Here is a 16,830-nt window from a genome sequence, read left to right on the forward strand (position 1 = left end):
TTATGTTGGGCATTATTGATAAAAAAAGAATAAATATCTTATTGCTTGTATGATAGCTTAATTTTCACGAAATTTTTGATTTGAATCATTTCATGAGTAAAAACTGAGGATTTTTCTTGAAAATAAGGCTATTAAATTTGAACATAAAAAAAATTAGATTTTAATACGATAAAAATACAACCTTATTGTTGTCATTAGATTCTACAAAATGTTTAGCTCTCAAGGAGCAATTAAAGTTATTTTGATAAATGTAAATTTTCTTATAAAAATGCCGAATTTCTAATTATACCTGCATGTCCAATAAAGATTTAAAAAATACTCCTTAAATATACAGATTGAGTTTTAATTCATAGTACTATCTAATTGATATCGAAAGTAAAATATTTTCTCATAATTTTCTCATAGGTTCCATCGGCGCGGATTTCTTCTATTGCTTTATTAAAACTGTTTTTAAGATCATTATTATTTTGACGGAGTGCAATTGCAATAGGAAAATTTGTTTCTTTTAGAGTTCCCAAGAGGAGACAGCAGTCTTTTCCTTCATTTTCAAGCCAATTTAATGCTTTTAATTTATCAAAGATGATGATATCAAGCCGATGGCTTAAAAGATCACGATTAACTTCTGTTGCTGTAGGATAAAGTTTGATATTAACTCCTTCAGAGGCATAATGATCTTCCGCATATGCAGCTTGTGTTGTATTTGATTGTACACCAAGGTTTTTACCTCTAAAGGCTTGTGTTGAGATTTCTTTAATTTCCGAATTTTTGGTAACGATAACAGCGAGTGCTGTGTTGTAGTAAGGATCTGTAAAATCAATTTTTTGTAAGCGCTCTTTTGTAGGAGAAAGGGAAGAAACGATAGCATCATATTTTTTGGCAAGAAGACCGGGAATCATCCCCTCAAAGTCTTGTGTGACAATAGTACATTCAACATTCATTTTTTTACAAAGCGCATAAGATATATCAATATCAAACCCTTGCAGTTTGTTATTTGAGTCGATATAACTAAATGGCGGATAAGAAGCATCGCTTGCAATTTTCAGCGTTTGAGAATTGGCCGATAGGGTAAACAGTGTCGCGCTTATTATAAGCGCTCCTGCTAATAATTTCATTATGTTCTCCTATTAGATAAGCTGGCAAATATGAAACCATCATGAATTTTTATAATCTGTAAGCTCTTTTGGAGCAATGTAAAAAATTTATCTGTGTTCATTTTGCTATCATTATGCTGAATATCATTATAAAAAAAGTAATTTCTTTTTATCAAGTATGGGAATAAAAAACACAGGAAAGAAGGTCATCTCTTATTGATTATAGGGTGATTTTTAATAATTTTATTTAAAAATCAATAATTTATCTTTAAAAGAAAAACTATTAACTTAAATACAAAGAAAATTTCAGCTTTTAACAGAACAAAATGTAAAGTGTTTTTATTCTAACTAGAGAAGCACTTAATGTAAGCTTTTTGCAATTTTATCTGAAGAAGATAGAAAGAAAAATTCTGACATTGCTAGATTTTAATATGTAATAAGGCTTTTAAACATGGGGGAATAATAGGGAATACATTTCCATTAAAGATAATGAGGATTATAAGGTAAAATTTTCAATTTCTTTTTGCTAAATGTTTGGCTAATTTGCAGAAGAGTATTCTCAATTTCTTTACAGAGCTAAAACTTAGAATTTTTTAGTAAATTTTTATGATGATGTTATCTCTGTAGAAAGAGTTTTAAAATCACGTTTTATAAAAATTCTTAAAGGATGTTTTTTGATTACTCTCAATAAAGCTTCAGTAAATTGAAGCTTTATTGATTTCTTTTTTAATTTGCACGTTCATCTATAGGAACATAGTCACGCATAGCATAGCCTGTGTAGAGTTGTCGAGGACGACCAATTTTTTGTGCAGGGTCTTCAATCATTTCTTTCCATTGTGCCACCCACCCGACACTGCGCGCCAATGCAAAAAGGACAGTAAACATTTCAGTTGGAAAACCTAGAGCTTTTAATGTAATGCCGGAATAGAAATCAACATTGGGATAAAGCTTTTTCTCAATAAAATATTCATCACTTAAGGCAATTTTTTCAAGCTCTATTGCAATATCAAGAAGAGGGTCATCTTGAATGTTGAGTTCTTTTAAAACTTCATGACAGGTTTTTTGCATGATTTTTGCACGTGGATCATAATTTTTATAGACACGGTGCCCAAAGCCCATAAGGCGGAAAGGATCATTTTTATCTTTTGCACGTGCAATAAATTCAGGAATTCTTTTAATAGAACCTATTTCTTGTAGCATTTTTAGGCATGCTTCATTGGCACCACCATGTGCTGGTCCCCAAAGGCATGCAACACCTGCTGCAATACAGGCAAACGGATTAGCACCTGAGGATCCAGCAAGACGTACGGTAGATGTAGAAGCATTTTGTTCATGATCTGCATGAAGGGTAAAGATTTGATCCATCGCCCGAGCAAGCACAGGGTTTGTTTTATATTCTTCACAAGGAACAGCAAAGCACATATGGAGGAAATTTGCAGCATAACTAAGATCATTACGTGGATAAACAAATGCTTGTCCAATACTGTATTTATAGGCCATAGCAGCAAGCGTTGGAACTTTTGAGATAAGACGAACAGAAGCAATCATTCTCTGGTGAGGATCTGTAATATCAATAGAGTCGTGATAGAACGCAGACATAGCGCCAAGGCAGGCAACCATGACGGCCATAGGATGAGAATCACGACGGAAGCCATGGAAGAAGCGTGCAAATTGTTCGTGGACCATGGTATGCTGCATAATACATCGATCAAATTCATTTTTTTCTTGCTGTGTTGGGAGTTCACCATAAAGTAAAAGATAACAACTTTCGAGAAAGTCTCCTTTTTCAGCCAATTGATCAATAGGATAACCACGATAAAGCAATATGCCTTTATCACCATCGATATAAGTAATTTTTGATTCACAAGAAGCTGTTGAAGTAAAACCAGGATCATAAGTAAAAATATCGGTTTTTTTATAGAGAGAAGCAATTTCAATGACTTCAGGTCCACTCGTACCTTTACGCAAGGGAAGCTCTACTTTTTTATCATTCACAATAATATATGCGTTATTCTCAGACATTCGGTATTCCTTTCAGATCCTTCACTTCTAAAAATTAAGACTCTGCTTCATCAGAGTAGGGGATGTATAACTGAAGCTTTTCTTACTTATTTAAGGGTAGATTGCCTCTAAAAGTGAGTACATGCAATCTAAAAATATTTCCTTGTTGATCATTATTACTCAATAAGAAATGTATTTCAATGATATAACATAAAAAACTCTTTTAGGGCACGTTGAGATATCTGTATAGATCCTTATTTGAGGAAATATACTCAGTGTCCATCATGGGCATATTGTTGTGATAAGTTGGTCCTTGATGCGATGAAGGGATTCATCGCGTCCTAATAAAATAAGAACATCCAAAACACCTGGTGATGTTGCACATCCTGTAAGAGCTGCGCGAAGTGGTTGGGCGATAGATCCAAATTTGAGATTCTGTGTTTGTACACAAGAGCGAAGTGTTTCATCTAGAGTTTTTGTATCCCAAGAGGGGCAAGCTTTCAGAGCAAGATAAAGATCGTTTAAAATGGTTCGTCCATTTTTATCTAAGAGTATTTGAGCTTTTTCATCAAGTTGTAAAGGTCGTTGCGTAAAAATGAAGGAGGCATTGTCAATCAGTTCGCACAGTGTTTTTGAACGTTCTTTCAAATGCGGGATTGCTTTTAAAAATTGAACACGGCGTTTTTCATCAAGTCTTTCAATAATTTGTGCTCCCCTATCGGTTTCTGGTAGAATATTAAGAGCGGCATCAAAAAGTTCTTGATCATTACTCATACGCATATAGTGTCCGTTGATGGAATCGAGTTTTTTGAGATCAAAACGAGCAGCACCTTTGTTAATATCCTCAATATCAAACCAAGAAATCATATCTTTAAGTGACATCAGTTCGTCATCACCATGACTCCAACCTAAACGGACAAGGTAATTGCGCAAAGCAGCAGGAAGATATCCCATTGTTCGGTAGGCATCAACACCGAGCGCACCATGTCGCTTTGATAATTTTGCACCGTTTTCACCATGGATAAGAGGAATATGGGCCATAACAGGAATGTCCCATCCCATTGCTTTAAAGATAATCGTTTGTCGGGCTGCGTTGGTAAGATGATCGTCACCACGTATAATATGTGTGATGCCCATATCATGATCATCAACGACAACAGCATGCATATAGGTAGGCGAACCATCAGAACGTAAAATAATAAAGTCATCGAGATCTTTATTAGGAAAACGGACATCACCTTGAACACGGTCATGTATGATCGTTTCTCCATCTTGAGGGGCTTTGATGCGAATAACAGGCTTAACACCTTTAGGAGCTTCAGAACTATCACGGTCCCGCCAACGTCCATCATAACGGGGTGGGCGCCTTTCTGTACGGGCTTTTTCACGCATTTCAGCTAACTCCTCAGGTGAAGCATAACAATAATATGCTTTGCCATTCTTGACCAACTGTTCAGCGATTTGGCGGTGACGTTCTGCACGTTCGAATTGCGAAATAGGGGCGCCATCATAACTAAGACCCATCCAGTGCAAGCCATCTATAATGGCTTTTACAGCTGCTTCTGTTGAACGCTCTCGGTCTGTATCTTCAATTCGTAAAAGCATTTTTCCACCGGTATGTTTTGCATAAAGCCAATTAAAAAGAGCAGTACGAGCACCACCAATGTGAAGGAAGCCAGTGGGTGAAGGGGCAAAACGAGTAATAACAGACACGAATATTTTCCTTTAAACTAAGATATTACTTATGGAATTTTATAGAAAAGTCATGTTAGCATAAGTGATGGGGCGTGCAATAGCCGTATTGCGAGTTAAAGTGGGGGACTGATGTTTTATAAAAGTAAAGAGGGTTTATCCGAAAAATCTGTTACAGAAAGAAAAAAGCCATGTCAGATAGGGCAGAGTGTTTTTTCTAGGTATGATGATGCAAAGAACGGTAGCTATAATCAACAAAAACTTTTTTTATTGACACTCTTAAAAGAAGTAATCATTTTTTTTCGCAAATGGTTAGAAGATTGTATTAATAAAGAAGTTTCTTTTGGTATCCTTTTTTCGCTAATTTTAGTCTTTTTTGCCCTAGGAATCATTTTCTATTTTCATTTAGAGTGGGAACCAAGTTGGGGACAATTGGGGGCGTTGGTCAGTATTTTTCTGGGAATATTCTATGTTGCACGTTTTTATCGAAAAATATGGATTCCCGTGGGGTTTCTGTTTTGTATTATATTGGGTGTTTTAGCGGCAAAAATAGAAACGTGGCGTATTGCAACACCCATGCTAAGCAGTGACATTGTCACTACATTGACGGGAAGAATTGTTTCTATTGAGTCAGGTGCCAAAGGAGGATTTCGTTTAGTTTTGGATATTTTGAATACAGAAAATTCCGTATTACGCCATAGTCTTCATCGTGTTCGTTTATCGGCAAGATATTTGCCATCTGGCTTAGCGATTGGTGATGGATTGCATGGAAAAGTTAAGATTCGTGCATTCTCTGGGCCGGTGCGTCCAGGAGGCTACGATTTTAGTTTTCATAATTATTTTAAAAGAATTGGAGCACAAGGCGTTTATTTAGGAAAACCAAGAAAAATATCCGTTTCGCAGCCTGATGGAATATTCGCTATCATTCTACAGAAAATTGAAAATTTACGCACGAAGATGACACAAAGAATCCGTATAGCCCTTGAAGGAGAAAAGGGGAGTGTTGCAGCTGCCCTCATAACAGGGCAGCGTGCTGGTATTTCAAATGAGACAAATGAAGCATTACGTACAGCTGGATTAGCTCATATTTTATCAATATCAGGTTTACATATGGCGTTGTTAAGCGGCATAGTTCTTTTGAGTATCCGTAGTTTTTTAGCATTTTTTCCAGTTTTTTCTTCCTATTATTCCAGTAAAAAATTTGCTGCTATCGTTGCTTTTATGATAACAGCTTTTTATTTGTTATTGTCGGGCTTAGCAATATCAGCGCAAAGAAGTTTTGTGATGATTGCTGTTATGTTGGTTGCTATATTGTGTAATCGCTCTGCTATAACAATGCGTAATTTTTCCATTGCAGGGTTGATAACTCTAGCGATGACACCCCATGAAATATTAGGTCCTAGCTTTCAAATGTCCTTTTCTGCGACTGCTGCTTTGATCGCTTTTTTTGATTGGTGGAGTGGAAGGTCATTTTTTCGTAAAAGAAAAACAACTCCCTCTTATGTTGGAGGAGGAGTGATAAATTTTGTTTTCTTATCGATGCTTTCAACATGTGCTTCTTCCTTTGTTGCAGGGAGTGCAAGTGGAATTTATGCTGCTTATCATTTTTCTAATATGGCATCGTTGAGCATTATCAGTAATGCTTTTGCTTTGCCTGTCATCTCAATTTTTGTCATTCCCTTTGGATTAATCGCAGTTCTTGCAATGTTAGGAGGATTCGAATGGCTTCCTCTTCAAATTATGGGTTTTGGAGTTGATCTTGTAATAAAGATTGCACATGCTATCAAGGCTATTTCTCCTGATTTGAATCCTGGTTTTATGCCGTTATCAGCGTTAGTTTTATTGAGTATAGGCTTGGTTGGACTGACTTTTTGCAAAACACCCATCCGGCTCTTTTTTAGTTTGTTTATTTTGGCAGGTATTTCTATTTGTGTAATGCATTCACCTGTACAACTGATTATAGCAGATAATATGCGTCTCGTGGGCGTTATCCATGATAAAAAGTTATATATTGATCGTTACTATATTTCTAAGTTCACGACATCCATATGGAAAAAGTCATTTCGTGTGAAGGAAACGATTAAACCAACAAAATATGGTCCTTCGTTGCACGGACAATTTATTTGTGATTATCATGTATGTACATCTTTATTGGATAATGGATTAAAAGTGATCGTTTTACAGAGAGAAACAGGTCAATGTGTAGAGGCAGATATTCTCATTCAGACATTTGTGATGCATAATCCAACTTGTTACAAGAAGGCAAAAACAATATTTATACCTCAACAATTGTTATCACGAGGAAGCGTTATGATGACCAAAGGTGGAGATATTATTTGGTCTTCGCTAGGGTTTCATAGACCATGGAATATGCACAGACAGCGTTCATAAAAACATATAATCAGTCATATTTTGCTTCACATTTGGATAATGACAAAACAAAAAATAACAGAAGACTTTTCTCATAATATTTTACGGTATTTAAATTGGTAAGTTTATCAACGTCATTGAAATGAGATAATAATCTACAGTTTTCTAGAAATAGATGATTTTTTATATCTGATCATTTTAATTTTTTCAAAAAAATTGATATGTGCATTTTTGTGCATCCTATTGATAGCACAAAATAAATCAAAAATTCTTATTGAATGAGAAAAATGCTAACAAATATTCTCAAAGAAATAAAAAAGATAATTGTTGATTATTCTATTTTATTCTTATCATATATTTCTATAACGAGTAACATCTCTTCAAGCAAAAGATGATGGTCAATTTAAATAGATTGCGTCAAGAGGTTATCTTTTATTATCATTATTATCGGTGGTAATAGGGGTGATAAATGCTGCTTATACGGATAGAAGGCAAAGTCATTCATGAATGTTCAGCAGTTAAAAAAAATGGCAGCTATTAAAGCGCTTGAGTTTGTGGAAGATGGTATGCGGCTTGGAATCGGATCTGGTTCGACAGTCAATGAATTTATTCGTCTTCTAGGTGAGCGTGTTGCGGATGGTTTGCGGGTGACTGGTGTTGCTACTTCAAAATATTCTGAACAACTCTGTCATAAGTTTGGAGTGCCTGTTAGCACTTTAGAACAAATACCTGAGCTGGATCTTGATATTGACGGAGCAGATGAAATTGGTCCTGAGATGATGCTCATTAAAGGGGGAGGGGGAGCATTGTTGTATGAAAAAATTGTAGCGTCGGCATCTCGTGCAATGCTTGTCATTGCGGATGAAACAAAGGTGGTAAAAAGACTTGGTGCTTTTGCACTACCAATTGAAGTTAATCCATTTGGTATCCACACAACATGCAGAGCCATCGAAAAAGTTGCTGATGATTTAGGGCTTTCTGGAAAAATTGCATTGCGAATGAATGGAAAAAATCCTTTTGAAACAGATGGTGGCCATTTTATTCTTGATGCATTTTGGGGCTGCATTTTGCAACCAAAACCATTATCGGATGCACTTCTTGCTATTCCTGGTGTTGTTGAGCATGGCCTTTTTTTGGGGTTGGCTTCACGTGCAATTGTCGCTATGGCTGATGGTCAAATAAAAGTTTTAGAACCGTTTGATTTTTAGAAAAGGCATTTACATGATGATATGTTAGCACAGTAAAAAAGGGTCTTAAAGATTTTAGGTAGAATAACGAATTAAAATTATAATTAGCGATCGGGGTAATCATTAAATGAAAATAATATTTTCTTTTCAGCGTTTTGTCGTATATTTGGGTGTAGTTGTCGTTTTTGTTGTGAATATTGGAATGGCTTATGCACAAGGTGTGAGCGATCAACATTTAGATTCAGCTAGAAAAGCTATAAGTGCCATTCACGCAACGGATCAGTTTGATAGTTTTTTACCAAATGCGGTAGAAGATCTTAAAACTGTACTGATGAGGGATGATCCAAACTTGGCAGCGGATATTTCTGATATTGTTGATAAGCAGGCGCTTGCTTTAATTAAAAGGCGCTCTGATCTAGAAAAAGAGATTGCTCATGTATATGCAAAATATTTTACTCAAAAAGAGCTTGATGCAATAACAACATTTTATAATTCTGATACCGGTAAAAAGTTTTTGACAGAAGTTCCCAATATCGCACGTGATTCTTACTCAGCATTTGATATATGGCGTACTGCTTTTATGCAGGATCTTGTAGAAAATGTGAGAAAAGAGATGTCTGAAACACTTAATTTGAATAATTCTACGATGCCTACAAATGTGCCTATAAAATCAGAATCTTCAGGAAATAAAAAATAGCTTGATTGATATCATGACAACCAATGGGCAATTTCTGATTTTTAAAATAGCGGCGGTTTTCCCGCCGTTTTAAATATTTTAATGAGAATAAGTCCTTTTAGAATGCTGCTTTATAAAAAAGGCTTCTTCAAAAGAAAAAAAGACTTTCATTTGATAATAAAAGATCTTAGCCTACTCTTGCAGATGTATAAGAAGGAATAATTCGTGGGCTCTTTTGACTTTGATTTATTTGTTATTGGAAGTGGTTCTGGTGGAGTGCGTGCAGCACGGCTTGCTGGAGGTCTTGGCAAGCGGGTCGCTATAGCAGAGGAATATCGTATAGGGGGTACTTGTGTTATTCGTGGCTGTGTTCCCAAAAAACTTTATGTTTATGCATCACAATATGTAAAAGAATTTAAGAAAAGTGTTGGTTTTGGGTGGAAATATGCGGATCCAATTTTTAGTTGGGAAAAGTTGGTTGCAGCTAAAAATAAAGAAATATCAAGGTTAGAAGGGCTGTATCGTAAGGGATTAGAGAATAACAATGTGCATATTTATGAAAGTCGTGCTACTTTTGTAGATGATCACACATTAGAGCTTTCTGCCACGGGTGAGCGGGTCAGTGCAGAAAAAATTTTGATTGCAACAGGGGCAAAAGTTGCACCAAATACTTCCATAGAAGGCGGTGGATTTTGCCTCACTTCTAATGAGATTTTTGACCTTGATCAACTCCCAAAATCAATAGTCATTGTTGGTGGAGGGTATATTGGTGTTGAATTTGCTAATATTTTTCATGAATTAGGTGTAAAAACAACGCTGCTCCATCGTGGTGATTTAATCCTTCGGGGTTTTGATCATGATTTGCGGCAATTGCTCAGCGATGAAATGACTGAAAAAGGGATTTCTATTCTCTATGGTGTAACAATTTCTAAAGTGCAGGCTGCAGAAAATTGTTATGAAGTTATTTTATCAAATGGGCAAACGATTAGTGCCGATCAGATTATGTTGGCTACGGGGCGTGTACCAAATACAACAGGTTTAAGACTTGAGCGAGCAGGTGTTCAAGTGGATGAATTTGGTGCAGTTGTTGTTGATGAAAGAATGACAACGAATGTACCCCACATTTGGGCTGTTGGTGATGTAACAGGTCATATTCAATTAACACCTGTTGCGATTCATGATGCAATGTGTTTTGTTAAGACAGCATTTGAGAATATTCCAACAACACCTGATTATGATTTAATTACAACAGCAGTTTTTTCACAGCCAGAGATTGGAACGGTTGGTCTTTCAGAAGAGGAGGCGGTAAAGCGTTATAAGCGTCTTGAAATTTATCGTACAGTTTTTCGTCCTATGCGTAATGTTCTTTCTGGTAGTTCAGAGAAAATGCTTATGAAACTCATTGTTGATGGTGAAAGCCGTATTGTTGTGGGCGCTCATATTTTAGGGGAAAACGCTGGTGAGATGGCACAGCTTATTGGGATAGCTCTCAAAGGAAAGCTGACGAAGGATATCTTTGATGAAACGATGGCAGTGCATCCAACGATGGCAGAAGAATTGGTAACGATGTATAAACCAAGTTATATATATGAAAATGGGAAGAAAATAGAAAGTTAAACAGCATATATTGCGGTAAAAAGCTTTTGATATGCCAATCTGTAAGATTAATCTTTAGAGAGAGTGTAATGATAAAAGAATGGGCACCTGACTCTTGGAGAACAAGGCCAATTAAACAAGTTCCGACTTATCCGGATAAGTCTATGTTAGAAGATGTTGAACGAAAACTGAGAAGTTACCCTCCTTTAGTTTTTGCCGGTGAAGCACGTGATTTAAAAAATGAATTAGCAGCTGTTGCAAAAGGACAAGCTTTTTTATTGCAAGGTGGTGATTGTGCCGAAAGCTTTGCAGAACATGAAGCTGATAATATCCGTGATTTTTTTCGTGTATTTTTGCAAATGGCGATTGTTTTGACCTTTGGTAGTTCTAAACCGGTTGTTAAAATTGGTCGTATTGCTGGTCAATTTGCAAAGCCTCGCTCTTCTGATATTGAAAGAAAAGAGGGAGTTGAATTTCCTGCTTATCGTGGGGATATTATTAATGGCATTGAATTTGAAGCAGGTTCTCGTATTCCAGATCCGCAACGGATGTCTATGGCTTATCGCCAATCTGCGGCAACACTTAATCTATTGCGTGCTTTTTCACAAGGTGGCTATGCTAATTTAGAAAATGTTCACACATGGATGTTGAGTTTTGTTTCTAACAGTCCGCAGGGAGAACGTTATGAATTATTGGCAGAGCGTATTTCTGAAGCAATTGATTTTATGCGTTCTATAGGGATTACATCCAAAACACATTCTTCATTGCGTGAAACATCTTTTTATACCAGTCATGAAGCACTGTTGCTTGGTTATGAAGAGGCTTTGACTCGGATTGATTCAACTTCAGGAAATTGGTATGCAACATCTGGTCATATGTTATGGATTGGTGACCGTACGCGTCAGATTGACCATGCTCACGTTGAATATTGTCGCGGCATTAAGAATCCTATAGGATTAAAATGTGGTCCTTCCATTGAGTCTGATGAGCTTTTAAAATTAATTGATATTTTAAATCCTGAAAACGAGCTGGGGCGGCTTACTCTCATTACGCGCTTTGGTTATGATAAAGTTGAAAGTTATCTGCCTAAACTCATCCGTGCCGTTGAACGCGAGAAGCGTGCGGTTATATGGTCATGTGATCCAATGCATGGCAATACAATTACTGCCAATGGTTATAAGACGCGTCCCTTTGATTATGTTTTAAAAGAAGTAGAGAATTTTTTTGCAGTGCATCGTGGAGAGGGAACTTATCCAGGAGGCATTCATATTGAGATGACAGGTCGTGATGTTACTGAATGTACAGGAGGTGCACATGCCATTTCTGTGGACGATTTATCTGATCGTTATCATACGCAATGTGATCCACGGTTAAATGCAGATCAAGCGTTAGAATTGGCTTTTCTTGTTGCTGAACTCCTTAAAAAAAATCGCGTGACTGACTCGTTAGCAATTGCTGCTGGGGGGTAGGCAAAAATTTGCCTAATATTTTTTAGGTCATTATGGCAGAAGAGAATTTTTAAAAATGATATTTCCGATGATGAAGAATAAAGATGATGAAGAATAAAGTTGTGGTTACTAAACTGATGAAATGATACAAAGGCTTATGAAAAATAATTTTCGGGTATCAATTGCTCAATTAAATCCTATTGTCGGTGATATTGAGGGGAATTTTTCTTTAGCTGTCATGGCGCATCAAAAGGCCAAAGAAGAGGGGGCAGATCTTGTTTTATTCACGGAACTTTTTATAAGCGCTTATTCGCCGGAAGATCTTGTTCTAAAACCTGCTTTTACAAAAACATGTGAAGAGACTGTTGAGAAATTAGCAAAGATAACCGTAGGCGGACCAGGAATTGTCATTGGACTTCCATTAAGACGCAATGGCAATATTTACAACGGTGTCATGCTTCTTGATGAAGGGCAAGTCATTGCCGAAAGTTTGAAGTTTGATTTACCTAATTATGCTGAATTTGATGAAAAGCGTTTATTTTCTTCAGGCCCACGACCTGAGCCTCTTATCTATCGTGGGGTAGGACTAGGAATAGTGATTTGTGAAGATATTTGGAATGATTCTTCACTTTGTGCGGAGCTTGGTAATAAAGGAGCGGAAATTATTCTTGTCCTTAACGGATCTCCCTACTATCGTAATAAAACCTTAAAACGTATAGATGTTGTTCATACGCAAGCCCTACGATCTGGGGTGCCAATTATTTATGCTAATCAAGTTGGTGGTCAAGATGAGCTCGTTTTTGATGGCGGGTCTTTTGCCTTGAATGGAGAAGGAAAAAAGATATTTCAAATGAAACACTTTGATAGCCATATTGCTTTAAGCCATTGGCAAAAAACAACGACGGGATGGCACTGTATTTCAGGTCCTAAAGAAAGTCTTCTCAATGGATTAGCGGCCGATTATCAAGCTTGTGTTTTAGGGTTGAAAGATTACGTTAATAAAAACGGCTTTAAGGATGTTATTCTTGGTCTTTCAGGAGGAATTGATTCAGCCCTGTGTACAGCAATGGCGGTGGATGCTCTTGGTGCTGAGAGGGTTCGCACCATTATGATGCCCTATCATTATACTTCGCAAGAATCATTAAAAGATGCCAAAGAATGTGCTGATCTTTTGGGATGTTGTTATGAAATCATACCGATTGCACAACCTGTTGAGGCTTTTTTAAAGACAATGGCACCTGTTTTTTCAGGGTTATCCTCTGACGTCACAGAAGAAAATCTTCAAAGTCGTATACGCGGTACACTTTTAATGGCGCTTTCAAATAAATTCGGCTCAATGGTGGTAACGACAGGCAATAAGTCAGAAATGGCTGTGGGATATGCAACATTGTATGGGGATATGAATGGCGGGTTTAATCCTCTTAAAGATATTTATAAAATGCAGGTTTATGCATTAGCTGAGTGGCGCAATAAAAATCACTTGCACAATTTGAGAGGACCAGAAGGAATTGTCATTCCATCCAATATTATAGAAAAAGCGCCTTCTGCAGAGCTGCGAGAAAATCAAAAAGATGAAGATTCACTTCCACCTTATCCTATTCTAGATGATATTTTGCAATCTCTTGTAGAAAATGACATGAGTATTGGTGATATTGTTCAACGTGGGTATTCACGGGAAATTGTTGAGAAAATTGAACAGCTTCTTTATAGTGCTGAATATAAAAGGCGACAATCTGCACCCGGTGTAAAAATCAGTTACAAGAATTTCGGACGCGATCGTCGCTATCCTATAGTCAATCATTTTCGCGATAAAAATTGAGTATTATGTTATGGTTAAAGTTCGTTTTGCTCCCTCTCCAACAGGTTATATTCATATTGGCAATATCCGTATTGCGCTTTTCAATTGGCTTTATGCGCAAGCGCATAAAGGAGAATTTATTTTGCGCTATGATGATACAGATGTTGAACGTTCTAAACAAGAATATATTGATGCTATTGCTGTTGACCTTGAATGGCTTGGTATTCAACCAGATTCAATTTATTACCAATCTAAGCGATTTAATCGATACGATGAAGTTGCGGAAATTCTCAAACAACGCGGGCTTCTTTATCCCTGTTATGAGACTGCAGAAGAGTTAGAGCGACGTCGTAAAATCCAGCTTTCACGCAAATTGCCTCCTATTTATAACCGTGCAGCATTAAAATTGACAGCAGAAGAGAAAAAAAACTTTGAATCTCAAGGTCGTAAACCCCATTGGCGTTTTCTTCTTCCTAATTTTGAAAGTGATCCTTTACAAACAAAGCGAACAGAAGTTTGCTGGAATGATGCAATAAAGGGAAAGCAGACGATTGATTTGGCTTCTCTTTCAGATCCCGTTCTTATTCGTGAAGATGGAAGCTATCTTTATACATTGCCCTCTATTGTTGATGATGTAGATATGGCTATTACGCATATTATTCGTGGGGATGATCATATTACAAATACAGGCGCTCAAATTGCTATTTTTAAAGCTCTTAATGCAGAATTACCGGTTTTTGCTCATACCAATTTATTGGCGACAGTTTTAGGAAAAGGATTTTCAAAACGTAATAATGATCTTTCTATTCGTTCTCTACGGGAAGAAGGATTTGAATCTATAGCTGTTCAATGCCTTGCCGTTTTGATTGGGACATCGCAAAATGTGCATCCCTATCCTAATCAAGCAGCGCTTTTAGAGCATTTTAATCTCCAAGATACGTCAAGATCCGTTGCAAAATTTGATATTGCTGATCTTCTTGCTTTGAATAGTCATCTTGTCCATGAGTTAACCTATGAGGAAGTAAAAATGCGCCTTAAAAAACTTTCTATTGAGGGAGATAAGGCGGAATATTTCTGGAACGCGATAAGAAGCAATATTAATAAAGTCAATGATGCTGTTTTGTGGTGGAAAATCATTCATGATGAACAGAATTTTGATACAGTGGCACTAGAGGATCGCGCTTTTGTGCGCCAATCACTCGATTTCTTACCTGAAGGTGCTTTGAAGGAGGAAAGTTGGAAAATTTGGACAACAGCATTAAAAGAAAAAACAGGTCGAAAAGGAAAAGCTTTATTTATGCCATTACGTCAGACACTTACAGGCATGGATCATGGACCTGAAATGGGAAAAATTTTGCAGCTTTTAGGGCGTGAAAAGGTAGCAGAAAGACTCTCTAGGAAATAGGAGCGGCTTTTTTTAAAGCATTTCGTTCATTTCACTCTTAAAGAGAGTAAAGAACGGATTTATTTACACGTTTTTATAAGCATGAAAGCAGGAATATCATCACCAAATCCAAGGGGCGTGTAATTCTTATTTTTTCGTGGGCGTTGGTGCTCAGAGGGCTTCTCCTTATTATTTGCATTTTTGATATATTCTGTTTTATTCTCTTCTACAGATTTTTTAGTGTGAGCAACAGGCTCTTTGTGAGCAGTTTTCTTTGATGATTTTGAAGATTTTTTCTTTACAACAATATCTTCTGTTTGATCATCGACTATTAAAGTTGAGAGATCTCCATTGAGCCATTCAATTTTTTCATTACTCATTTCCTCAATGGCATTGATATATTTTTGATCAGCTTTTGTGACAATTGTAAAAGCTTTTCCGCTACGATTTGCACGCCCTGTACGACCAATTCGATGGATATAGTCTTCAGCATGTGTAGGAACATCATAGTTAAAGACATGACTTACAGCTGGAATATCGAGTCCACGGGCAGCAACATCAGAAGCAACAAGAAGTGTAAGTTTATTATTTTTAAAATCAGCTAGGGTGTTCATGCGCGAATATTGGTCCATATCTCCATGAAGGGCCCCTACATTAAAGTTATGTTTGATGAGCGATCTAAAAAGTTCAGAGATATCTCTCTTTCGATTACAGAAAATGATTGCATTTTGAAGCTCTGCACCTTCATTATGAATAAGTTCTCGCAAAACAGCTCTTTTATCCCATGACTTACTTCCAGATTTGACGAGCCGCTGTGTAATTGTGGTTGCGGTTGAGGATGCTTTTGTAACTTCAACAGATATGGGAGAATGTAAAAATTGTTTCGTTAATTTTGTAATTTCTGGCGCCATTGTTGCAGAAAAGAACAAAGTTTGACGCGTAAAAGGAGTTAGCTTACAGATGCGTTCAATATCAGGAATAAAGCCCATATCCAACATGCGATCAGCTTCATCAATAACAAGGATTTCAACGCCCATCAGGAGCAGTTTACCGCGCTCGCAATGATCAAGAAGGCGTCCTGGTGTTGCTATAAGAACATCAGCTCCCCGTTCAAGTTTGCGATCTTGGAGTTCAAAAGAAACTCCACCAATCAAAAGAGCAACATTTAAACGATGATTTATGCCGTATTTATCGAAATTTTCTTCAACTTGAGCTGCAATTTCTCTTGTTGGTTCTAAGATAAGCGTACGGGGCATGCGTGCTCTTGCACGACCTTTTTCAAGGAGAGTGAGCATAGGCAATACGAAAGAGGCGGTTTTACCTGTTCCCGTTTGGGCGATTCCTAAAACGTCTTTTCTTTGAAGGACATACGGAATTGTTTCACTTTGAATAGGTGTCGGAGCTGTATACCCCGCTGATTTCACCGCATTAATAACCTTTGCGGAAAGACCTAAATCATCAAAACTGTTTAAAGATGGTATCATTTTTTTATCAACTGCTCTGTGATTTTAACTGCGCTATCTAATGATGATTATAACCAATATTCTACACTCTTTAAAAGTGTTAAGATGTTTTCACAAAAAAACT

The 16,830-nt window shown here is 36.9% G+C and carries 11 protein-coding genes; 7 read left to right on the plus strand and 4 right to left on the minus strand.

Features of this window, described 5'->3' with window-relative positions; translation table 11 throughout:
• Positions 1 to 359 precede the first annotated feature (359 nt).
• The 3 genes from ACFIK1_RS08520 to gltX (ACFIK1_RS08530) all read right to left on the minus strand — a co-directional run bounded on the left by ACFIK1_RS08520 (position 360) and on the right by gltX (ACFIK1_RS08530) (position 4,805).
• Complete coding sequence (locus ACFIK1_RS08520) at positions 360 to 1,112, minus strand: transporter substrate-binding domain-containing protein (protein ID WP_375618360.1); 753 nt, start codon at positions 1,110 to 1,112, stop codon at positions 360 to 362.
• A gap of 705 nt (positions 1,113 to 1,817) precedes the next feature.
• The gene (gene gltA, locus ACFIK1_RS08525) at positions 1,818 to 3,113 is read right to left on the minus strand and encodes a citrate synthase (protein WP_375618359.1); all 1,296 of its coding nucleotides are present in this window, start codon (positions 3,111 to 3,113) and stop codon (positions 1,818 to 1,820) included.
• A 261-nt stretch (positions 3,114 to 3,374) separates the two neighbouring features.
• The gene (gltX, locus tag ACFIK1_RS08530; RefSeq protein WP_375662580.1) at positions 3,375 to 4,805 is read right to left on the minus strand and encodes a glutamate--tRNA ligase; all 1,431 of its coding nucleotides are present in this window, start codon (positions 4,803 to 4,805) and stop codon (positions 3,375 to 3,377) included.
• A 111-nt stretch (positions 4,806 to 4,916) separates the two neighbouring features.
• On the opposite strand from gltX (ACFIK1_RS08530), the gene ACFIK1_RS08535 reads away from it, so the two are divergent.
• The 7 genes from ACFIK1_RS08535 to gltX (ACFIK1_RS08565) all read left to right on the plus strand — a co-directional run bounded on the left by ACFIK1_RS08535 (position 4,917) and on the right by gltX (ACFIK1_RS08565) (position 15,264).
• Complete coding sequence (locus tag ACFIK1_RS08535) at positions 4,917 to 7,175, plus strand: ComEC/Rec2 family competence protein (protein ID WP_375662581.1); 2,259 nt, start codon at positions 4,917 to 4,919, stop codon at positions 7,173 to 7,175.
• Between the two features lie 482 nt (positions 7,176 to 7,657).
• Positions 7,658 to 8,362 (plus strand): ribose-5-phosphate isomerase RpiA, encoded by a 705-nt coding sequence (rpiA, locus tag ACFIK1_RS08540; RefSeq protein WP_375612139.1) that lies wholly within the window; start codon positions 7,658 to 7,660, stop codon positions 8,360 to 8,362.
• A gap of 106 nt (positions 8,363 to 8,468) precedes the next feature.
• Positions 8,469 to 9,038: a DUF2059 domain-containing protein gene (locus ACFIK1_RS08545; protein ID WP_375632798.1), complete on the plus strand. Its 570-nt coding sequence runs from the start codon at positions 8,469 to 8,471 to the stop codon at positions 9,036 to 9,038.
• Between the two features lie 204 nt (positions 9,039 to 9,242).
• The gene (gene gor / locus ACFIK1_RS08550; protein WP_375662582.1) at positions 9,243 to 10,634 is read left to right on the plus strand and encodes a glutathione-disulfide reductase; all 1,392 of its coding nucleotides are present in this window, start codon (positions 9,243 to 9,245) and stop codon (positions 10,632 to 10,634) included.
• A gap of 68 nt (positions 10,635 to 10,702) precedes the next feature.
• Positions 10,703 to 12,082, plus strand: coding sequence for a class II 3-deoxy-7-phosphoheptulonate synthase (locus tag ACFIK1_RS08555; RefSeq protein ID WP_375618353.1), 1,380 nt, complete (start codon positions 10,703 to 10,705; stop codon positions 12,080 to 12,082).
• A 136-nt stretch (positions 12,083 to 12,218) separates the two neighbouring features.
• Positions 12,219 to 13,880, plus strand: a complete 1,662-nt coding sequence (locus ACFIK1_RS08560; RefSeq protein ID WP_375662583.1) for an NAD+ synthase — start codon at positions 12,219 to 12,221, stop codon at positions 13,878 to 13,880.
• A gap of 10 nt (positions 13,881 to 13,890) precedes the next feature.
• On the plus strand, positions 13,891 to 15,264 hold the full coding sequence (gene gltX / locus ACFIK1_RS08565; RefSeq protein WP_375662584.1) for a glutamate--tRNA ligase: 1,374 nt from the start codon (positions 13,891 to 13,893) through the stop codon (positions 15,262 to 15,264).
• Between the two features lie 59 nt (positions 15,265 to 15,323).
• Here gltX (ACFIK1_RS08565) and ACFIK1_RS08570 read toward each other — a convergent pair whose 3' ends face one another.
• Positions 15,324 to 16,727: a DEAD/DEAH box helicase gene (locus ACFIK1_RS08570; RefSeq protein WP_375662585.1), complete on the minus strand. Its 1,404-nt coding sequence runs from the start codon at positions 16,725 to 16,727 to the stop codon at positions 15,324 to 15,326.
• Positions 16,728 to 16,830 lie beyond the last annotated feature (103 nt).

The sequence above is a fragment of the Bartonella sp. OC16QHHD genome, assembly GCF_042194035.1.
Classification (GTDB): domain Bacteria; phylum Pseudomonadota; class Alphaproteobacteria; order Rhizobiales; family Rhizobiaceae; genus Bartonella.